This is a genomic window from Streptosporangium subroseum, assembly GCF_900188345.1.
GTDB lineage: Bacteria > Actinomycetota > Actinomycetes > Streptosporangiales > Streptosporangiaceae > Streptosporangium > Streptosporangium subroseum.
The window spans coordinates 1-19286 of the sequence record NZ_FZOD01000008.1; the positions used below are offsets into that span (position 1 = coordinate 1).

Genomic DNA, 19286 nt, shown 5'->3' on the forward strand with positions numbered 1-19286 from the left:
ACGCGGAAGTGGCTCAGTGGTAGAGCATCACCTTGCCAAGGTGAGGGTCGCGGGTTCGAATCCCGTCTTCCGCTCTGGTTTACCCGAGGACGATTAGCTCAGCGGGAGAGCACTTCCCTGACACGGAAGGGGTCACAGGTTCAATCCCTGTATCGTCCACCACCGTTTCCCCAGGCCACCGGCCTGGGGATTCTTGTTTTCCCAGGTCATCGACCATGGTTTCGGGAGCACGCCGATCCCCGAAGATCGAGACTGCTACCCGACGTGACGGCGGTCGGATCGCGGCCGGGAGCGGCGCTGCTCCACACTGGTCCTGTGCGGACGAACCTGCTTGTCATCTACACCACCCGCGTCGAGGAATGCCGCGACTTCTATGCCTCCCTCGGAATGAACCTGCGGTCCGAGCAGCACGGCACCGGGCCGCACCACTACGCGGCCGAGCTTGCCGACGGGACGGTCTTCGAGATCTACCCCGCCGCCGAGGGACGGGAAACCGGGCGCCTGCGGCTCGGCTTCACCCTTACGGGAGTCTTCGGTCAACGGGTTCTGCACGACCCGGACGGCCGCGCCGTGGAGGTGCACGGGCCATGACCTGCGGACTCATGAGGCCCCGCACATCGGACCGGAAGCACGGACATGTCGCTCCAGCCATTAAACCCGGAATGTCTCAACGTAAAGAGGCACCATGGGAGGACGCATAACCTGAAACCAGATTAATCACTATGCTCTTGAACCGTGGCGAAGGGGCGAGCCTGTGCAACGTGTGGTGATCGATCCAGAGGTACCCGCGGACGTCGCCAGCCTTTTTCGCAAGAACGGCCCACTGCTCTACCGCTTCCGCACCGGGCGGATCCCCAAGCCCCAAGATGGCGCGCGGGTGCCGGGAGCGTTGCTGGGAGCCCTGGGCGCCTCGTCGCTGCTGGCGCTGGGCCTCACCGTCGTCACCGGCATGCCGATGCGGTTCCTCGCGCCTCTGATCTGCCTGTACATCGCCATCCTGGCCATCGTGTACCTCGTCAGGAAGCCCTCCCCCGCCGACTCCGTGGAGCGGGTCCTGTACTGGCACTCGATGCAGTGGCAGGGTCGCTACCTGATCCTGGAGGACTTCGACTACAGCGCCAGGAGCCTGCTCGGCCGGGTCCAGCAGGCGATCGACTTCATCCTGCGCTCCCGGATCAACACCCTGGGCATGCTCGACAGCGTACGGAACTCGGTGATGCTTCCCGCGGAGGAGTGGGAGATCGCCCGGCTGCTGACCAAGCTCTCGGCGCTGCGGGCCAGGCACGGTAACCTCGCCCGCGGCGGAAGGACTCCGGAGGTCGCCGCCGCCATGGCCCCGCTGGAGCGCGCCCTGGCCGCCAGCGAGGCCGCCGTGGTCGCCCGGGTGGAGGCCCTGGAGCGTTACGCCAGGCACGTGGCGGACGCCGAACGCGCCCTTGTCTCCCAGAACCAGATCGACGCCCTCCGCGCTCACCTGCCGGAGTACGAACAGCTCGTCGCCGAGACGGGCGCCGCCAGGTTCTTCGCACCGGAGATCGGCCATCTGAGTGAGGACGCCGACCTGTTGCGGCGTGCGCTTCGCGACAGCGTCCTCTCGGCACATGAGGCATTTCGCTATCTAGACGGGTGACCGAAATGTATGCTTCTTGATCAGGACGAAGGGGGCTGGTCTGTGCGGCGTGTGGTGGTCGATCCGGAGATACCCGCCGAAGCTGCCAATCTATTCCGCCATAACGGACCGAGGCTGTCCCAGATCCGCGCCGGATGGAGCCCGGAGGCCCGGCCGAGCGCTCCGCGCCGGTCGAGCCGCTTCCTGCAGGTCTGCGGAGCGATCTCGGCGCTCTTCCTGGTGTTCCTGGTGTTCGCGGGGAACGTCAGTCAGATCTTCCTCTTCGTGCCCACCCTGCTCATCTTCGTGGCCTGCGTCGGCGTCCTCGCCGCCCGGGATCCGCTGGAGATCGAGATGACCGAGCGCGACCTCTACGAGCAGGGCCACCTGTACGAGGGGCGTTACCTCCTGCCCGAGGACTTCGACCACGACGCCGACCTGCTCCTCGACCGGGTCCAGCAGGCGGTCGACTTCATCCTGCGCTCCCGGGTCAACGCCCTGGGCCTGCTCGACGACGTACGGAACGCGGTGATGCTCCCCACCCAGGAATGGGAGATCGCCCGCCTGCTGACCAAGCTGTCGGCGCTGCGGACCGAGCACCACGACTTCACGTACGGCGGAAGCACCCCCGAGGTGGTCGCGGCCATGGCCCCGCTGGAGCGTGCCCTGATCGCCAGCGAGACCGCCGTGACCGCCCGCGTGGAGGCTCTGGAACGTTACGCGAGCCATGTCTCCGAGGCCGACCGGGCGCTGCACGCCCACGACCAGATCGAGCAGTTGCGGGCCCGGCTCCCCCGATACGAGGAGCTCCTCGCAGAGAGCGGCGCCGACACGTTCGCCGTACCGGAGATAGGCCGCCTGAGCGAGGACGCCGGCCATCTCGAACAGGCGCTCCGTGACAGCGTCCGCTCCGCGCACGAGGCCTTCCGCCATCTGGACGGACCTCCCTCCTGAGGGATACCGGTCCGCGGAAATGCCCCGGGGCAGCCCATGGTCACCCCAGCCTCCCGAATATGATCAAATCACCATATGTAAGGTCTCTTCCATGACGGGACAACCGGTGCTGATCTTCGATGGTGACTGCGGCTTCTGCACGACGAGCGTCCGGTTCGCCCAGCGCCGGATCGGGGTCCGTGCCCGCGTCACGGCCTGGCAGTTCGCGGACCTGGCCGCGCTCGGCACCACGCGGGAGCGGGCGGAGCACGAGGTGCTCTGGATCGACCGCGACCGGGTGTACGGCGGGGCGCAGGCGGTGGCCAAGCTGCTGATCACCGCCGGTCTGCCGTGGAGCCCGCTGGGGTTCGTCCTGCGGGTCCCGCCGTTCCGGTGGGTGGCCCAGGGGCTCTACCGGCTCATCGCGAACAACCGCCGCCGCCTCCCCGGCGGCACCCCCGCCTGCTCCCCGTCCTTGGGCCGGCGATGAAGAGCGTCCTGCTGACCGGCTTCGAACCGTTCGACGGCGCCGCCGTCAACCCCTCGTGGGAGGCGGTCAGGCTCGTGCCGGGGGTGCACGCCGTACAGCTGCCGTGCGTGTTCGGTGAGGCGCTGGAGCACCTGCGCGAGGCCGTAAGGGAACACGAACCATCGGTGGTCGTCTGCGTCGGGCAGGCCGGGGGACGGCACGACGTCACGGTGGAGCGGGTGGCGATCAACCTCGACGACGCCCGCATCCCGGACAACGCCGGGCACCGGCCGATCGACGAGCCGGTGGTGCGCGACGGCCCTGCCGCCTACTTCTCCACGCTGCCGGTGAAGGCCTGCGTGGCGGCGGCCCGGTCGGCCGGAGTCCCGGCGAGCGTGTCACACAGCGCCGGGACGTTCGTCTGCAACCACGTCTTCTACGGCCTCATGCACCTGATCGCCACCGAGCGGCCCGCGCTGCGCGGAGGCTTCGTGCACGTGCCGTTCGCTCCCGAGCAGGTTCTCGGCGAGGCCAAGCCGTCCATGCCGATCACGATGATCGCCGAGGCGCTGGCGGCGATCGTGTCCGCCGCCGTCTCCGTCGCACCGGGGGACGACCTGCGCCTGGTCGGCGGTTCCCTGCACTGAGGCCCGCGCTCTCCCACGCCGGAGCAGGCCCGGCGGCCGCACCGTAAGCAGACGGGCTTTCCGCCGGTTACCGGCCTGCCGCACGCCGGCGGGCCTCTACAGCGGCACGCCGTACACCACGCGGCGGCCCGCGAACTCGGTCACGCTCCACAGCGTCTTCTTGTCGCGGACGCAGGTGAGGTCCTCGGGACCCACGGGATAGGGCCGCTTCTTGATCGTGTCTCCGACCACCACCAGGGTGCCGTTCTTGGTCGATCCCCCGGCCTGGCTGAGGTACCAGGTGCCGTTGTAGGTGAGCGCGCCCTGGATCTTCGTCTCGGGGAGGCGGTAGGCGTCGAGGGCGGAGGCGGTGCCGCCGGCGCCCGCCCGCAGGGAGCCGTCGGAGGTCAGCGGCCAGCGGGCCACGCGGCCGAACTTGCCGGGGGTGTCCACGTACTCGCCGGAGATCAGACTGTCGGGCTCGGTGCTGCGGTCGATCGCGGCGAAGGAGAACGTGGCGGTGCCGGTCGAGACCCAGGCGCCGGTCTGCGGCATCACGTAGCGGTAGCCGAAGGCGTTGTGGACGCCGCTCTTCTTGCCGATCGTGTTCTTGTCGTCGCCGTCGATCTCGTAGATGTGCCGGATGTCGAACACCCGCAGCCCGCGGCTGGTGTCGGCGACGTAGAGCAGCCCGTCGTACCAGGCGACGCCGCCCGCGTGAATGTTGATCGGCGCGATGTTCCCATCCGCGCGGGCCGTCACCAGCAGGACGTGCCGGTAGCGGAGCGACGCCGCGTCCAGGAACGACAGGCGTATGCCCCGCTCGGCCCCCGACGAGGGATCGTGGTACCAGCTCACCACGAACACGTTCCCGCCGGTCCCGGCGTCGGAGGCGCAGGTGAGCCCCTGGGGGTACCACTCACGGGTGGCGTTGTCGTCGGCGTCGAAGCAGTACCAGTCCACCGGCTTGGGCTTCATCGAGCCGAACGCCCCGGTCCCGGCCGCGCCCTTCCTCTTCGAGACGCGGTTCGCCTTGTCGAGGACCTCGTCCAGCGGCACGCGTTTGAGATCCTTCCCCAGGGCCAGGATCCCGGCCTCGAAACCGTCGCCGTTCCACTTCAGCTCGAACGGCTCCACCGCTACGGCGGTCATCGCACTCATGGGGGGATCTCCTTTTTCGCTCACCGCCCAGCCTGGCGGATCGAAATGCGGAGTTCATGAGTATGCCTGGATTTAAATCCTTTTTGTGATCACAGGGGCCAGGTGTGCACCGGATCCCCGATCATCGACAGCTCCCGGTACCGGATCACCATGCGGTCCCGCGCCGCCCGGTCGCCACCGAAGCGGGCCAGTGCCTCCCGCTGCCAGATCGCGCCGGTACGGCGACGCGTGACGCGCTGCCGGATGATGTCCAGCGTCCACTCGACCTCGTCCGCCTCCACCCCCATCCGCTGGAGTCCGGCCGCCGCGATCGGCAGCAGATCCAGGGCGAGCTGCGCGGCCGGGATCTCCCCCTGTATGCCGGGCCAGCTCATCCGCGCGTCCAGACCGTGGGTCGCGGCGCGATAGAAGTTGCGGTAGGCGCCGGCGAAGGCGAACTCCTCGACCGGCTGGTCCGCCATGGCGACGGTGAGCCCGAGCGCGAAGGCGCTGTTGGCCGCCATGTCCACGGCGCTCGGACCCGCGGGCAGGGGACGCATCTCCACCCGCAGATGACCGCCGCCCGCCGGGTCGTAGACCGGCCGGTTCCACGTCCACACCGTGCCGTGGTGGAGCCGGAGCTCCGCCAGCCCCGGAACGCCCCCGTCCGCCGTCGGCTCCGCGTCCGAGATCATCGGCAGCACCGGCTCGTAGTCACGGACACACGCCTCGAACAGCTCCTCGGCGCCCTTCACCCAGCCGGACCCGAAGCCCACCCGCCGATCCCTGCGGTCGAGCCGCTCCACGTCCCGGTCGTCGGCCGCCTCCTCGAACAGCGCGATCCTGGTCTCCTCCCACAGCTGCCTGCCCAGGAAGCCGGGCGAGTTGCCGCTGACCGCGAGAACCGGGCCGATGGCCAGCTGGGCGGCGTTGTAGACGCGGGCGAAGTCGGCGGGAGCCGTACGCAGATGGACCTGCCAGGAGGTGTTGGCACTGTCCAGGACGATCCCCTCGACCTCCAGCTCCAGCAGCTCGGCACCTTCGATGCGCACCCGGAAGGGCTCGCTGCGCAGCCGCCGCATGCCCCGGCTCATCGCCCGATAGCGGCTCTCGCCGCTGAGCGTCTCGTGGGTGAAGTCGGACTCGTCCAGGGACGGAAGGATGCCGATCGCCACGGCCTGCCCTCCCTGCGTCGCCGCGGCCTTGTCGACCAGGTCGACGGTCTCCCGTATCTCCCGCACCAGGGCGCTGAAGGGCCGCCCGGCGAGCGGCATCGGGGTCAGGTTGATCTCGAGGTTGAACCTGCCGAGCTCCAGGGTGAGCCGGTCGTCGGCGGCGGCGGCGCGCACCTCGTGGTTACGCGGCAGCGGCCGGCCGTCGGGGGTGATGAGGAACAGCTCCAGCTCCGCCCCGATGGTCGCGGGCCCGACGCCGAACCCGGGCCTGGCGAGTAGCTCACGGAGCTCGACGAGCTGCTCACCCAGCCGTTCTCCGAAGCGTGTGAACTCCGCCTCGGAGAAGCGCTCCTTGTTGACTTGCTGACCCATCGCACCATCCTCAGTAGGTCCCGTTCTCCCCTCCCTCTGTCCCAACCAGCGGGTTCTAATCAGCCGACAAGGTAAGTAACGACGTACACGGGGATCCGTTGCCGATCCCGCCCCCGGCGGGCGTACGGCGGCGACCGGGAATGCCGGAGACGCCGGGGCTGCCGGGGAAGCCGGGCATGCTGAGATGCGGGAGCGCTGGGGATGCCGGGCATGCTGGGGGTGCGGGAGTGCCGGGGATGCTGCAAAGTCCGCCGAGTCGGTAAAGTCGAGTGATTTGAAGGAGTGTGCGGCCGATGCGAGCGGTGATCTTCGAAGAGTTCGGAGCCGATCTGGAGGTCCGGGAGGTGCCCTCCCCCGAACCGTCGCCCGGCGGCGCGGTGATCCGGGTGGAGGCGACCGGGCTGTGCCGGAGCGACTGGCACGGCTGGCAGGGACATGACGCGGACATCCGGACCCTGCCGCACGTGCCGGGGCACGAGCTGGCCGGGGTCGTCGAGTCCGTGGGCACAGGTGTCGGCTCATGGCGGGCCGGTGACCGGGTCACGGTCCCCTTCGTCTGCGCCTGCGGGTCATGCGCGGCGTGCGTGTCGGGGAACCAGCAGGTCTGCGAGCGCCAGACCCAGCCGGGTTTCACCCACTGGGGTTCCTTCGCCGAATACGTGGCGATCGACAACGCGGACACGAACCTGGTGGCGCTGCCGGAGGAGATGACGTTCACCACGGCCGCGAGCCTGGGCTGCCGCTTCGCCACCGCGTTCCGCGCCGTGACCGCCGTGGGCCGGATACAGCCGGATGAGTGGGTGGCGGTGCACGGTTGCGGCGGGGTCGGCCTGTCCGCCGTGATGATCGCCGCCGCCGCCGGAGCCCGGGTGATCGCCGTGGACGTCTCCCCCCAGGCCCTGGAACTGGCCAGGAGGTTCGGCGCGGTCGCCTGCGTCACCGCCGCCGCCCCGCCCGAGACCGCTCCCGGCTTCCCCGCGCCCGAGACCGCCTTCGGCTCCGTCCCGCCCGGGACCCCCGGGACGGATGGGGACGGAGCCGATGTCGCCACGCGCATCCGGGACCTGACCTCCGGCGGCGCCCACGTCTCGATCGACGCGCTCGGCGCCCCCGGGACATGCGTGTCCTCGATCGAGAGCCTGCGCCGCCGGGGACGCCACGTCCAGATCGGCCTGCTGCCCGGCCTCACCGCGCTCCCGATGAACCGGGTGATCGGCTACGAGCTCGAACTCCTCGGCAGCCACGGCATGGCCGCGCACGCCTACCCCGCGATGCTGAAGGCCGTCCTGGACGGCGAGCTCCGGCCCGACCTCCTGCTCACCCGTTCCATCGGCCTCGACGAGGCGGGTCCCGCGCTCGCCGCCATCGGCTCCGTCCCGGGTGTCACGATGATCCTGCCGACGCGATAGGAGCCCTCCTCCGGATCGCGGAAACGCGGGGCTCGGACCGCCGGGAGGAAGCCCGGCCGGTACGGACGCGCGGGCTCCACGCTCATGGGCGGTACGGGTCCACGGGCCTCATGCCCACCACCGGCATGGACACGCGGGCCCCACGTTCGCAAAAAGCGCAGAAACACCGGTTTCACACCTACAAAATGCGACGAATGCGGTGATAACGTCACCGGACATGCGCCCAGAAGATCTCGCCTTGATGCACATCCCCGGCAGCGTCACGCTCCACGATGACCTGCTCCTCGTTGACGTCGCCCAGCCCGACCTGGAAGCCGACGCCTATCGCGGGAGCCTGTGGCGGGTGCCCCAGGAAGGGGCCCCCGTCCGTTTCACCTTTGGCGACCGGGACACCGCACCCCGTATCTCCCCTGACGGCGCCTGGGTGGCCTTCCTGCGTGCGACCGCCGGAGGCAAGCCTCAGCTCCACGTGATGCCCACCGGCGGAGGCGAGGCACGCCCGCTCACCGACCTGCCCCTCGGCGCCGGTGTCCCGGTCTGGGCGCCCGACTCCCGCAGGATCGCCTTTGTCGCCCGCGTTCCCGAGGACGGCCGCTACAGCGCCGAGGAGGGCGCGAGCCCCGCGGCCGAGGCGCCGCGCCGGATCACCGGTTTCCGCTACCGGCACGACGGCGTCGGTTTCATCCTCGACCGGCGGCCGGCCCTGTTCGTGGTCAACGCCCTCGCCGACATCCCCCAGCCGGTGCGCCTGACCGAGGGGCCCTACGAGGTCGCCTCCCCCGCCTGGACCCCCGACGGCGAGCACGTGCTGGTCTCGGCCGATCGCGACCTCGACGAAGAGGGCCTGAACACCGACCTGTACGCCGTCCCGGCCGCCGGCGGCGCACCGATCCTTGTGGTGCGCAGCGCCGGATTGGCCGACCATCCCGTCGTGCTCCCCGACGGGGACGTGCTCTACCTCGGTGAGGCCTTCTCCGGCATCCACGCCGTGGCCCGCAACACCGGCCTCTACCGCGCTCCCCTGCGGATCGGCGGCGAACCGGCGACCGGGGTGCGGCTGACCGAGGAGGAGTCGGTGGGCATCGAATCGATTCCCGTCGTACCGGTCGAGAACGGCGTCCTGGTCGCGGTGCGGGTGCGCGGCGCGGTCGAACTGCGCCTGGTTCCCGCCGACGCCCTCGACGCGCCGCTGGAGAAACTCACCCTCGTGCTGGGCGAGCGGGCGGGTGTCAAGGCGTTCACCTCCCACGGCGGGCGGATCGTCGCCGTGGTCTCCACTCCGCAGAGCCCCGGCGAGGTGGTCACCCCGGACGGGCCGCTCACCGAGTTCTCCGGATCGCCGTCCGGGGTCCGCCTCGAGGAGATCACCGCCGTGTCCGCCGACGGCTACCCCGTCCACGGCTGGCTGGCCCTGCCCGAGGGCGAGGGCCCGCACCCGGTCCTGCTGAACGTCCACGGCGGCCCGTTCGCCCAGCACGGGTGGGCGTTCATGGACGAGACCCAGGTCTACGCCGCCGCCGGATACGCCGTGGTCCTGCCCAACCCGCGAGGCTCGGCCGGGTACGGCCAGGCCCACGGCCAGGCCGTCATCGGCCGATTCGGCACCGTGGACGCCGACGACATCCTCGCCCTGCTGGACGCCGCGCTGACCCGGCCCGAGTGCGACGCCGAGCGAGTGGGCGTGATGGGCGGCTCCTACGGCGGATTCATGACGAGCTGGCTGGCCTCCCACCACGGGAGCCGCTTCAAGGCCGCCTGGAGCGAGCGGGCGGTCAACGCCTGGGACTCCTTCACCGGCTCCTCCGACATCGGCTGGTTCTTCACCGAGGCCTACTGCGGCACCGACATCGAGGCCCAGCGTGCGATGAGCCCGCTCTACCACGCCGACCGGATCGACCTGCCGTTCGCCGTGGTCCACTCCGAGGAGGACTGGCGCTGCCCGGTCGAGCAGGCCCAGCGCATGTTCGTCGCCCTGCGCCACAACGGCGTCCCCGTCGAGTTTCTGCTGTTCCCCGGTGAGGGGCACGAGCTCAGCCGGAGCGGCCGTCCCAAGCACCGGCTCCAGCGTTTCGAGGCCGTCCTCGAATGGTGGTCACGCCACCTTTCCTGATCCGTTCAGGCCGGGTGCCCGGACCGCTCGGGGACTCGCCCGAGCGGTCGCCCGGTCCGGCCCCTGATCGGCTCAAGACAAGCCCCGACCACCCCGGGCGAGCTCCTGATCGCCCGGGAACGGGCTCTTGATCAGGCCGGGACGGGCCGTCGAATCAGGTGCTTGATCTGATCAGGCGCCCGATCGGCCCGGGGCGAGTTCCTGATCAGGCCGAGCAGGTCAGCGGCCTGCCTCCGTTGAAGTCGATCATCTCGAGCATCGCGGTGATCACGTCGATCGGCTCCCCCGGAGGCAGGCCGTCCAGCTCGGCGTAGGCTCGGTGCAGGTTGCCGACGATGCGTTCGGGGTCGAGCAGCCCGCCGTACTCACCGAGGTCGGTCTCGCGCGCCGTCTCCAGCGGCGACAGACCCGCCTCCCTGCCGCGCTCGGCGGTGGCGAGCACGAACCGCAGGTATCCCTGCACGTGGTCGATGACCTCCGGCCCGCACACCTCGCCGTGCCCCGGAACGATCGTCTCCGCGTTCAGCTCCCTGAGCCTGTCGAGCACCGCGATCGAACCCGTCACCGAGCCCATCATCACGAACGGCGTGCCGCCGTTGAACACCAGGTCACCGGCGAACAGCAGGGATCGCTCGGGGATCCACACCGTGGAGTCGTTGGTCGTGTGCGCCGGGTCGCCCGCGTGCCGTACCTCGCAGCGCAGCTCGTCGGAGTGGACGGTCACCCCGTCGGTGTAGGTGAGGAACGGCGGGCAGGCCTCCAGGTTTCCCCAGTCGACCTCGGTCCAGGCCATATTGAGGTAGTTCGGGATCCCCTCGGCGAGGATCAACTCCCTGGTCCGCTCGTGCCCGACGATCGTCGCCTCGGGGAAGGCGGAGTTGCCGAAGGTGTGGTCGCCGTGGTGATGAGTGTTGATCAGTGTCGTGACCGGCCGGTCGGTGACCGATCTGATGGCCTCGCGGTAGGCGAGGGTGCGCCGCTCGGTGGAGCAGGAGTCAACGCTGATCACTCCACAGCTGCCGACGAGGAAACCGGTGTTGTTGATCCACCAGCTCCCATCAGGCTGAATGTACGCGTAAACGCGGTCCGCGACCTCCTCGACGCGGCCCGGGGGGAGCGGGTGATCCTGCCTGGATGAGCTCATATCTAGAATTGTCCTGTTTGGGCTTGGTCCAGATCACAATGATCGGGAGGTTTCACGATGGAATATGTGCGACTGGGCACCACGGGCATGAAGGTGTCGAGGATCTGCCTTGGCATGATGAGCTATGGCGACCCCGCCAAGGGTAGCGAGTGGATCCTCGACGAGGCCGCCTCGGAGCCGATCGTCCGGCGCGCCGCCGACGCCGGAGTCACGTTCTTCGACACCGCGGACACCTATTCCTCCGGCAGCAGCGAGGAGGTCACCGGCCGGTTGCTCAGTAAAATCTTCCCCAGCCGGGACGACTACGTGCTGGCCACCAAGGTGTTCTTCCCGGTGCACAAGGGCGTGAACAACCGCGGTCTGTCCCGCAAGCACATCCACGCGGCGATCGACGACTCCCTGCGCCGCCTCGGCACCGATCACGTGGACCTCTACCAGATCCACCGCTGGGACCCGGACACTCCGATCGAGGAGACCATGGAGGCCCTGCACGACGTGGTCCGCGCGGGCAAGGCCCGCTACATCGGCGCCTCCACCATGTACGCCTGGCAGTTCGCCAAGGCCCAGCACGTCGCCGAGGTCAACGGCTGGACGAAGTTCGTGTCCATGCAGAACCACTACAACCTGCTCTACCGCGAGGAGGAGCGGGAGATGAACCCGCTCTGCGCCGACCAGGGCGTGGGCCTGATCCCGTGGAGCCCGCTGGCCCGTGGCCTGCTCGCCCGCGCGGGTTCCGAGGAGAGCACCACGCGCGCGGGCAGTGATCCCCGCATCGACGCCCTCTACACCGAGGCGGACAACGACCGTCAGATCCTCGACCGGGTCGCCCAGGTGGCCGGCGAGAAGGAGGTTCCTCCCGCTCAGGTGGCGCTGTCCTGGCTGCTCCACCAGCCGGGCCTGTCGGCCCCGATCGTGGGCGCGACCAAGGACAAGCACGTGGACGACGCGATCGCCGCGGTGGATCTGGCCCTGACCGAGAAGGAGCTCGCCTTCCTCGCCGAGCCGTACCGCCCCCGGACCGTCAAGCAGTAGCGGCGCCCGCCCTCCCGGCCCGTCATCCGGGCGCGTCCGGCTGTCCATGGCGCGTCCGGCTGCCGGTCCGCCCGGGCGCGTCCGGCTGTCCGGGCGGCCCGGCGTCCTCAGGCGCCTGCCCTACCCCGGTGCGCCGCCCGGGTTTCTCCGCCCGGGTGGCCTCAGGAGTCGGCCAGCTCGAACTGCACGCATGTCATGCCGCGCATGTCCAGCCACGCGCGGCCGGGTCCCCGTACGAGCCGGAACACGACCTCCTCGCACCCGGGGCAGCGGGCGATCAGTCCCGGAGCCTGGGTGTAGAGGAGCGCCTCGGCCAGTGCGAGGCTCTGGGCGCAGCTGGAACACTGGCCCGTGGCCGCGGTGAGGTCGACGGCGAACACGTCGCTCAGGGCTCCCCCTGCGGCGTTTCCGTCGATGTGGTCCTCGGTCATGATCCTCCTCCGCTGGGGCCGAAACGTTCGGTACGGATGCGCGCGGGGTCGTGTCCCGCCGAGACGAGCAGGTCGGCGACGGTCTCCACGAAGCCGGTGGGCCCGCACACGAAGCTGATCGGCTCCTGCTCCGGCGCCCAGGTGATCTGGGTGAGCAGGCTCGCGTCGACGCGCCCCGGCGGCCGTTCCCAGCCCTGGGGCACCTCGCGCGTGTAGGCGTAGGTGACGCTCAGGCCGGAGCCGTTCTCGCTGGAGCGCCGCAGTTCGTCGCGGTAGAAGATCGTCTCGGGTCCGCGCGCGGAGTACAGCAGCCGGAACGGCGTCTGAGCGCCGACCGTCTCACGGGCGCGGATCATCGCCATGAGCGGGACGACGCCGGAGCCGCCCCCGATCAGCTGCACCGGTTCCGGCTTCTCGGGGTCCCACACGAACCAGCCGCCGATCGGGCCGCGGATCTCCAGCGGGTCTCCCACGGAGAGCACCCGCGCGAGGTAGGGCGAGACCTCCCCGTCGGGCAGCACATCGACGGTCAGCTCCAGCCGGTTTCCCTCAGGCGCCGAGGCGATGGAGTACGACCGCTGGGTGGAGTAGCCGTCGGGGGCGGTGAGCCGTACGTCGACATGCTGACCGGGGAGGTGCCCGGGCCAGTCGGGTACGTCCAGGACGATCGTGCGGGCGCTGGAGGTCTCGTCACGTACGGCGGCCACCGTGGCGACCCGCCAGGTCAGTCGCCCCAGTATCTTTGCTCGCGCCATGGGTCTCCGTAGTTGTGATAGCCGACGCTCTCCCAGAAACCCGGTTCGTCGTCATTGAGAAGCCGGATGCCGCGCACCCACTTGGCGCTCTTCCAGAGATACAGGTGTGGCACGAGCAACCGGGCGGGGCCTCCGTGTTCGGGAGTGAGAGGTTCGCCGTCGTAGCGGACGGCGATCCACGCCTTCCCGTCGAGGAGGTCCTCCAGGGGGAGGTTGGTGGTGTAGCCGCCGTAGGAGCTCGCCACGGCGTACTCCGCGGACGTCTCCACGCCGTCGAGGAGGGTGTCCAGCGAGACGCCCTCCCAGGTGGTGGCGAGCTTGGACCACTTGGTGACACAGTGCAGGTCGACCGTGGTCCGCTCCACGGAGAGGGCGTTGAGCTCCGCCCAGTTCCAGCGCCTCACCTCTCCGGTCTCGGTGGTGACGCTGAAGTTCCAGACCTCCGTGGAGATCTGAGGCGTGGGCCCGGCCGAGAGCACGGGAAAATCCTTGGTCAGATACTGTCCCGGTGGCAGATCAGGTGCTCTGTCGCGCCTGCGCCCGAAGAACCCCGGTGAGACGATGCCGATGACGCCCACCTCCCACTATCTGGCATGTCATGACGGTCGCCAAAAATCCCATTAATCGCTCTTGAGAGGGCGAGTCATGAGAAAAGAGTGAACACCATCACATTAACCTAGATCAAATGCCATCCAGCAGGCCGGGGGTGCCTTGACACTCCGGTCCGAGCACCTCCTCACCTCGCCTCGAACGCTGGGCTAGGCTCACGAATGTGACCGTTCTTGCGGATTTCGCTCAGCTGGTCGCCGGTGACCACGGCCTCTGCGTCGTCTCCACCCTGCGCCCCGACGGAACCATCCGTTCCTCACTGGTCAACGCGGGTGTGCTCGACCATCCCCTCACAGGGCAGCCGGTGGTCGGCTTTGTGGTCCGGGGCGACACGCGCAAACTCTCCGACCTGCGGCGCAGGCCGTACGCCGCCGCCGTCCTGCGCACCGGCTGGCAGTGGGCCTCGGCGGAGGGTCCCGTCGAGCTGATCGGTCCCGACGACCCGGTGGACGGCCTCGACGCGGAGGGCCTCCGTCTGCTGCTCCGCGACGTCTTCAGCGCGGCGGGCGGCACCCACGACGACTGGGAGGCCTACGACCGCGTCATGGCCGAGGAACGGCGCACCGCCGTCCTGCTCACGCCGCAGCGCCTGTCCTCCAACGCCTGAGAGATCCCGTTTCACCCGCACCCCGTACGACCCCGCCGAAGCGCTGCTTCGCCTCCTGCGCCTGCCGTTCACCCATCGATGCCGTCCGTGCGGCTCCGGAAAGCACTCAGGGGTGCCGGCCTGACGGGCCGGCACCCCTCGGATCAGAGGCGGTGAAGGTTCAGAGCGCCATGATCAGCGGTGTGGATCGGCGGCTCAGGGGCGGCCCACCGGCGGCTTGGTGTAGTCGCAGACTCCGGTCGGGAAGATCTTTTTCAGCGTGTCCCTCTGTGCCGAGCCGGGCCGCCACGACCCGTAGTCGCCCCTGGCCACGGCCTTTTCGACCGGCTGGAGGCGGCACTTGTACATTGTCTCGTCGAACGGCCCACCGGCGACGATGCGCGACGTGGAGTGGATGGGGAACAGCTTGGCGCAGGCCCCCTCCTGCCCGTCGTCGAGGATTCCGTCCCAGACGTGCCGACCGGAGGCGATGAGCCGGCCGTCGGTGTCGAAGCATCGGTCGCCGGCGCCGGCTGGCTTGTTCTGGCCGGCGGTGCGTTTCGGGTTCTTCCGGATGTTCTCCATCCACTGGTCCATGACCTTGAACGCCTCGGTGAGCGGGCTGGACTTGGCGCCGTCAGGCCGCGCGTCCGTGAACCAGATGGCCTGGTTGTCCGCGTTTCCCCGTGCGTCGATGATGCGTTCCCGGCTGACGAAGGACTGCCGGCTGTTGTGCATGTTCAGCTGGTCTTCGAGGTAGTGCCGCCAGTCGATGATCGGGATGTCGATCTGACCGCGGAAGACGAGACCCGCGCGGTGAGCCGCCTCCATGGCGCCGACGTCGCCCTCGGTGCGAGGGGCCGGTGTCGTCCCGCCGTCCGGGCTCAGCGTCATGTTGCGCGAACTCCACGGGTCGTACGTGCCGCCGGGCACAAACGGCGCCCCTTCCTGCACCATGTCCTCCGGCTTCTTCCAGCCGCCGACGGTGGCGTTGAGCCGCAGGAACTCCTCGGGAGTCAGCGTGCCGTCCCGGAGCGCCCCAAGTCCGTACTGCACGCCGACATTGTCGAAGGTCTGCCGTGCGAAGCCGTTCGCCCTCACCCCGTAGATGTTGCGCAGGTCATCGAAATGGGTCCACTTCACCGTGTCCATGACGCCCTTGGGCTCCATCAGAGCCTGGTTCGAGCCGGCCGACCCGTAGTGCGGGTTGAGGGTCAGCGGGCTGAGCCCCCGCCAGCCGTTGACGCACTCGCTGGAGCCGGGCTTTCCCGTGTACGGATTACGCACCGTGCCGCTCGAGTTCATCCCCTCGATCAGCTTGCGGTTGTTCCAGTCCTGCCACTTGGGGTTGTCCGCGGCGGTGACGTCCATGTAGTGCTCGAGCAGCTCGCAGTCGGCGACGTGGATGCCCTGGGTGACCATGTCCGGATAGGCGTACACGGGGATGGCGGCGTCGATGAGGCCGGGGTGGTTCTGCCCGTACACGTACTGCTGGATGCCGCCGCCGGAGGCACCGATGCCGACGGTGTACAGGGGCGCCCCGTGCTGCTCCACGAACCGCTCCTTCACCATGAGAGCGGTCTCGCCGCCGAGCTGAAGGTTGTAGTGGTTCCCGGTGTCGTTGCCCGTGGAGTAGGTCACGGCGTACCCGGCGGCCAGCCCCTCTTCGGCGTAGTACATGTCGTCGAGCTTGGTGCCGAGATCACCCTGGTTGTACCCGATTCCGACCCCGCCCGAGCTGAAACTGTAGATCAGGCGTTTGTTCCAGGCCGTGTCGGCGGGGTGTTCCTCGTCCACGTGGAGCGGGCTCAGCATCGCGATGCTGTAGATGAACCGGTTGATCGTGCCGCGCTCCCAGCGGACGACGAAGTCGCGGACGGTTCCGTCGAGCGTCGTGGTGGTGGCGAGGTCACCGGGCCGGCTGCCGTCGACCGGCAGCGGCTTCCACGCGCCGTCCGTGGTCCGGTAGACGTAGTCGACCCGCGGCTTGACGCTGCAGTCGCGGCTCCACCCGGTGATCTGATCGGTCTTCTGCCCGTTCGCGTCGAGCGCGAAGACCGGCAGACCGACGTGTTCCTGGTTGTCGGCCAGCGGCTGGCCCAGCCCCGACTGCTCGGTCTTGCAGACGAACGGCTGCTGGTGGGGGCCGGAGAAGATCGGCCCGGTGATGTCGTGGTTGGTCAGCGTGAGCCGGGCATCGAGCCGGCGACCGCCCTCGGTCTCCGCCGTGAGAACGTTGCGGCCGATCCGCATCCCGTCGACGAGACCGACGAGCGTCTGCCGCTGCTCGCCCGGGGAGAAGTCGCGTGTGACCTCGGCTCCGTTGAGGCGGATCCTCACGTGGCGTGGCGACACGCTCTCCGGCACCCGCACCCGCACCCGCGCGTCACCGCCCGACACCTGGTCGGGCCGGCTGGACAGCACCGTGATCCGCAGGTCGTGCCCGTCTCGGCCGTTCTGCTCGCCCGACCGCCGATCGTCGGACGGGCGGTCCCGCGCGGACGCCACCGCGGGGCCGGCCGCGGTGAGCATGGTGGCGATGGTCAGTGACGCGACGACGGCGAGGTACCGGCGCCGTCTGCCGGAGGGGGAATTCATGATCTGCTCCTGAGCTCTCGGAGGTGCGGACGTCCGGCGGGTCACGGCCCGGTCCAGCCGTCGAGGTAGCAGGGGCGGTTTCCGCAGGTGTCGACGACCACGCCGTCGAGGAGGAAGGTCGCCAGTTGCTCCTGCCCCGCCGCGGTCTCCGTGGCGTCCGGCCCGTGCGGGTCCACGCCCTCGTCGTTGGGCACGTTCTCGACGGGTGGCGGCGGCGTCCCCTTGACCTGGCCGTCGACGGTGCGCAGCGGCCCGATGTCCCAGACCGTGATGGTCGCCGGCCCGCGGTACGGCGACCGCTTGATCTCCGGGATCCCCCAGAACGGTGTCTTCTCCTGCGACCGCCCGGGATCGAGGACGGGAGTGCGGATGTGGGCGCCGATGGTGCGTGCCTCGACCGCCGAGGCCCATGTGGAGACCTGGTGGTCACCGTAGGACACGAGCATGAGCACCTTGTGCTCGGGCGTGTCCGGGTAGGTGTCGGTCGTCATGTGGTGCGCGTAGCCACTGGCCTCCGAACGGTCCCACAGCATCTGCAGCAGGCCGAAGATGACCTGCTGGTCGAGCTTGTCGGGATAGTTCTGGTCGAAGATCGTCTGGAACGGCGCGAAGTCGACGCTGCGGTTGAGTTGCAGGCTGTAGTTCATACCGGGAACGCCGAGCGCGGCCTTGGTGAAGTCGGGTGCGACCGCGGTGAGGGCGCCGCCCATGATGCCGCCCTGACTTCCCCCCATGTAGAGCAGTTCGCGGGTGTCGATGACCGACTCGCTCCGGCCCTTCTTCTCGAACCTGAAGGCCGGGTTGGCCGCGAAACCATCCGGGTGGATCATCGCCCGGCCCAGATAGAGGAAGTCGAGCATTCCCTGCTGCCCGCGGTCGGCGGCCGTGGGGAACTTCGAGATGTCGCGGTAGGTTTCGGGAGCGGTCGCCCGGTCGTCCCTTGCCAGCCCGATCCAGTCGGTCGCGCAGAACATGATGCCGTTGTCGTCGCCGATCGTGTACAGCTTGCCGGAGTCGACCTCGTCCGCGCTGCCGAGCAGGCCGTGGCCGTACAGCGACGGGTGCGCCTTGCGGATCCGGTCACCGGAGACGGCCGAGCGGGGAATGTTGCAGATGAAGTTCGCGGCCCGCTCGTTGCCGGGGATCTGGGTCGGCAGCGAGGATCCCTTCGAGTAATGGAACACCGCTCCGGTGGGGCAGTTGGTCTCGTCGAGATAGCACGGCACGAAGATGCTCCCCGCGACGCGGCGGGCGACCTGGTCGTTCTCACCCTGCTGGCACCCGTCGGTACCGCACTGCCCGAAGTCCTGCACCGAGTCGACGGTGAATCGCGGAGAGCGGCCCTTGACCGACTTGTCGGAGAGGTCGGTGTCACCGAGCTGCCGGAAGGCGTCGTCGCGGATGTGCAGCATCCGCTCCGAGAGACCGCGCTCGCTGGCGACGGTGAAATCCCAGGCGAGGTAGAGATCGCGCCGTTCGACCCCGGCCCTCTCAAGCTTCGCGAAGATGTCCCTCATCTGCCCGAGGCGCCGATCGTCGACCTTTCCGTGGCCGTGCCGGGAGTCGGCGTACGCCGCGAACGCGGGGGCCGCCGGGATGAGGTGACCCGTCCGGTCCCGCATCGAGCGAAGCGCGACGATGTAGCGCGTGCCCTCCGCGAGGTTCGCGGCCGGACGGATGATCAGAGCCTGGCGGGCGGGGTCGGTCGCATTGGCGTCGAGTTCCGCCCAGTACGGCGTGCGCTCACCGGTTCTGGCGTTGAGCAGCACGATCGGCGCGTCATCGTCGAGTGACCTGCCGATATCGGTGATCGGCGCGGCCTTGGTCTTCTTCAGATCGACCCCGGGCACCCTGGTGAGGATCGGCGTGCCGGGGCTGAAGCCGTCGTTGCGGTTCCATTCGGTGGGGTCGATCGGGGTTCCGGCGACGTTCTGAGGCATCATCGCGGGCGAGAAGGCGACCCGCCTGCCGGTGGCGGTGGACCGATCGGGGACGGTGAAATAGTCATTGGGGAAGGGCAGCAGGCAGGCGGCGGGGTCGATCGGGTCGCAGCCGGATTGCGGGCCGCCGCCACCGGGACCGGATTCGGCATTGGCACGGGGGGTGGAGGTCGGCGGCGGTGTGCCTGTGGTCGCGGCCACAGGTGTGCCGACCGTCAGCGCGGCCGTGACGATCAGCGCGCCGAAGAGAGCCAACGAGCGATTCATGATGTGTTCCTCAGATAAGCCGGAATCGGCAATCTCGGGATGCTAACCCGACCGCTTCTACGGCGACCATCGGTGTTCATC

The 19286-nt window shown here is 69.2% G+C and carries 17 protein-coding genes and 2 tRNA genes; 11 read left to right on the top strand and 8 right to left on the bottom strand.

Annotated elements, in window-relative coordinates:
* The first annotated feature begins 2 nt into the window (after nt 1-2).
* The 7 genes from CHC08_RS10430 (at nt 3) to pcp (ending at nt 3658) form a co-directional block, all read left to right on the top strand.
* Nucleotides 3-74 (top strand) — tRNA-Gly (locus CHC08_RS10430).
* A 13-nt stretch (nt 75-87) separates the two neighbouring features.
* Nucleotides 88-162: transfer RNA gene (locus tag CHC08_RS10435), tRNA-Val, on the top strand.
* Nucleotides 163-315: 153 nt separating this feature from the next.
* Nucleotides 316-591 (top strand): VOC family protein, encoded by a 276-nt coding sequence (locus CHC08_RS10440; RefSeq protein WP_089207021.1) that lies wholly within the window; start codon nt 316-318, stop codon nt 589-591.
* A 163-nt stretch (nt 592-754) separates the two neighbouring features.
* Nucleotides 755-1630 (top strand): hypothetical protein, encoded by an 876-nt coding sequence (locus CHC08_RS10445; RefSeq protein WP_245878248.1) that lies wholly within the window; start codon nt 755-757, stop codon nt 1628-1630.
* Nucleotides 1631-1672: 42 nt separating this feature from the next.
* Nucleotides 1673-2563 carry a hypothetical protein gene (locus CHC08_RS10450; protein ID WP_245878249.1) on the top strand — a complete coding sequence of 297 codons (891 nt, stop codon included), beginning with the start codon at nt 1673-1675 and terminating at the stop codon, nt 2561-2563.
* A gap of 91 nt (nt 2564-2654) precedes the next feature.
* Nucleotides 2655-3032, top strand: a complete 378-nt coding sequence (locus tag CHC08_RS10455; RefSeq protein WP_089207024.1) for a thiol-disulfide oxidoreductase DCC family protein — start codon at nt 2655-2657, stop codon at nt 3030-3032.
* Nucleotides 3029-3658, top strand: coding sequence for a pyroglutamyl-peptidase I (gene pcp, locus CHC08_RS10460; RefSeq protein WP_089207025.1), 630 nt, complete (start codon nt 3029-3031; stop codon nt 3656-3658). The genes CHC08_RS10455 and pcp overlap by 4 nt, the downstream gene beginning before the upstream one ends.
* A gap of 96 nt (nt 3659-3754) precedes the next feature.
* On the opposite strand, the gene CHC08_RS10465 is transcribed toward pcp, so the two are convergent.
* On the bottom strand, nt 3755-4798 hold the full coding sequence (locus tag CHC08_RS10465) for a hypothetical protein (RefSeq protein WP_089207026.1): 1044 nt from the start codon (nt 4796-4798) through the stop codon (nt 3755-3757).
* A gap of 89 nt (nt 4799-4887) precedes the next feature.
* A complete protein-coding gene (locus tag CHC08_RS10470) occupies nt 4888-6324 on the bottom strand; it encodes a glutamate-cysteine ligase family protein (protein ID WP_089207027.1) in 1437 nt (478 codons plus the stop codon).
* Between the two features lie 293 nt (nt 6325-6617).
* Between CHC08_RS10470 and CHC08_RS10475 the strand changes: the two genes are divergently transcribed.
* Nucleotides 6618-7733 carry a zinc-dependent alcohol dehydrogenase family protein gene (locus tag CHC08_RS10475; RefSeq protein WP_089207028.1) on the top strand — a complete coding sequence of 372 codons (1116 nt, stop codon included), beginning with the start codon at nt 6618-6620 and terminating at the stop codon, nt 7731-7733.
* A gap of 217 nt (nt 7734-7950) precedes the next feature.
* Nucleotides 7951-9843, top strand: coding sequence for a S9 family peptidase (locus CHC08_RS10480; RefSeq protein ID WP_089207029.1), 1893 nt, complete (start codon nt 7951-7953; stop codon nt 9841-9843).
* Nucleotides 9844-10048: 205 nt separating this feature from the next.
* Here CHC08_RS10480 and CHC08_RS10485 read toward each other — a convergent pair whose 3' ends face one another.
* Complete coding sequence (locus CHC08_RS10485; RefSeq protein WP_089207030.1) at nt 10049-10987, bottom strand: MBL fold metallo-hydrolase; 939 nt, start codon at nt 10985-10987, stop codon at nt 10049-10051.
* Between the two features lie 57 nt (nt 10988-11044).
* Here CHC08_RS10485 and CHC08_RS10490 point away from each other — a divergent pair, with 57 nt between their 5' ends.
* Nucleotides 11045-12019, top strand: coding sequence for an aldo/keto reductase (locus CHC08_RS10490; RefSeq protein ID WP_089207031.1), 975 nt, complete (start codon nt 11045-11047; stop codon nt 12017-12019).
* A gap of 161 nt (nt 12020-12180) precedes the next feature.
* Here the strand turns inward: CHC08_RS10490 and CHC08_RS10495 are convergent, their stop codons facing one another.
* Genes CHC08_RS10495 through CHC08_RS10505 form a run of 3 tightly spaced genes read right to left on the bottom strand, consistent with a single transcriptional unit; the run spans nt 12181 to nt 13774 of the window.
* A complete protein-coding gene (locus CHC08_RS10495; RefSeq protein WP_089207032.1) occupies nt 12181-12450 on the bottom strand; it encodes a DUF6510 family protein in 270 nt (89 codons plus the stop codon).
* Nucleotides 12447-13205 (bottom strand): ferredoxin reductase, encoded by a 759-nt coding sequence (locus tag CHC08_RS10500; RefSeq protein WP_089207033.1) that lies wholly within the window; start codon nt 13203-13205, stop codon nt 12447-12449. The genes CHC08_RS10495 and CHC08_RS10500 overlap by 4 nt, the downstream gene beginning before the upstream one ends.
* Nucleotides 13175-13774 carry a sulfite oxidase-like oxidoreductase gene (locus CHC08_RS10505; RefSeq protein WP_089207223.1) on the bottom strand — a complete coding sequence of 200 codons (600 nt, stop codon included), beginning with the start codon at nt 13772-13774 and terminating at the stop codon, nt 13175-13177. Before CHC08_RS10505 ends, CHC08_RS10500 begins: the two co-directional genes overlap by 31 nt.
* A 203-nt stretch (nt 13775-13977) precedes the next feature.
* On the opposite strand from CHC08_RS10505, the gene CHC08_RS10510 reads away from it, so the two are divergent.
* Nucleotides 13978-14421: a pyridoxamine 5'-phosphate oxidase family protein gene (locus tag CHC08_RS10510; protein ID WP_089207034.1), complete on the top strand. Its 444-nt coding sequence runs from the start codon at nt 13978-13980 to the stop codon at nt 14419-14421.
* A 195-nt stretch (nt 14422-14616) separates the two neighbouring features.
* On the opposite strand, the gene CHC08_RS10515 is transcribed toward CHC08_RS10510, so the two are convergent.
* A complete protein-coding gene (locus CHC08_RS10515; RefSeq protein ID WP_218825238.1) occupies nt 14617-16998 on the bottom strand; it encodes a DUF6351 family protein in 2382 nt (793 codons plus the stop codon).
* Nucleotides 16999-17039: 41 nt separating this feature from the next.
* Entirely contained in the window at nt 17040-19205 is a 2166-nt protein-coding gene (locus CHC08_RS10520; protein ID WP_089207035.1) for a hypothetical protein, read from the bottom strand.
* Nucleotides 19206-19286 lie beyond the last annotated feature (81 nt).

What these genes read in the sequence shown, in the direction of transcription:
- pcp (WP_089207025.1), top strand. Translation starts at nt 3,029, where the DNA reads ATGAAGAGCGTCCTGCTGACCGGCTTCGAACCGTTCGACGGCGCCGCC.
- CHC08_RS10465 (WP_089207026.1), bottom strand. Translation starts at nt 4,798, where the DNA reads ATGAGTGCGATGACCGCCGTAGCGGTGGAGCCGTTCGAGCTGAAGTGG.
- CHC08_RS10500 (WP_089207033.1), bottom strand. Translation starts at nt 13,205, where the DNA reads ATGGCGCGAGCAAAGATACTGGGGCGACTGACCTGGCGGGTCGCCACG.
- CHC08_RS10455 (WP_089207024.1), top strand. Translation starts at nt 2,655, where the DNA reads ATGACGGGACAACCGGTGCTGATCTTCGATGGTGACTGCGGCTTCTGC.
- CHC08_RS10520 (WP_089207035.1), bottom strand. Translation starts at nt 19,205, where the DNA reads ATGAATCGCTCGTTGGCTCTCTTCGGCGCGCTGATCGTCACGGCCGCG.
- CHC08_RS10495 (WP_089207032.1), bottom strand. Translation starts at nt 12,450, where the DNA reads ATGACCGAGGACCACATCGACGGAAACGCCGCAGGGGGAGCCCTGAGC.
- CHC08_RS10485 (WP_089207030.1), bottom strand. Translation starts at nt 10,987, where the DNA reads ATGAGCTCATCCAGGCAGGATCACCCGCTCCCCCCGGGCCGCGTCGAG.
- CHC08_RS10475 (WP_089207028.1), top strand. Translation starts at nt 6,618, where the DNA reads ATGCGAGCGGTGATCTTCGAAGAGTTCGGAGCCGATCTGGAGGTCCGG.
- CHC08_RS10480 (WP_089207029.1), top strand. Translation starts at nt 7,951, where the DNA reads ATGCGCCCAGAAGATCTCGCCTTGATGCACATCCCCGGCAGCGTCACG.
- CHC08_RS10515 (WP_218825238.1), bottom strand. Translation starts at nt 16,998, where the DNA reads ATGAATTCCCCCTCCGGCAGACGGCGCCGGTACCTCGCCGTCGTCGCG.
- CHC08_RS10470 (WP_089207027.1), bottom strand. Translation starts at nt 6,324, where the DNA reads ATGGGTCAGCAAGTCAACAAGGAGCGCTTCTCCGAGGCGGAGTTCACA.
- CHC08_RS10490 (WP_089207031.1), top strand. Translation starts at nt 11,045, where the DNA reads ATGGAATATGTGCGACTGGGCACCACGGGCATGAAGGTGTCGAGGATC.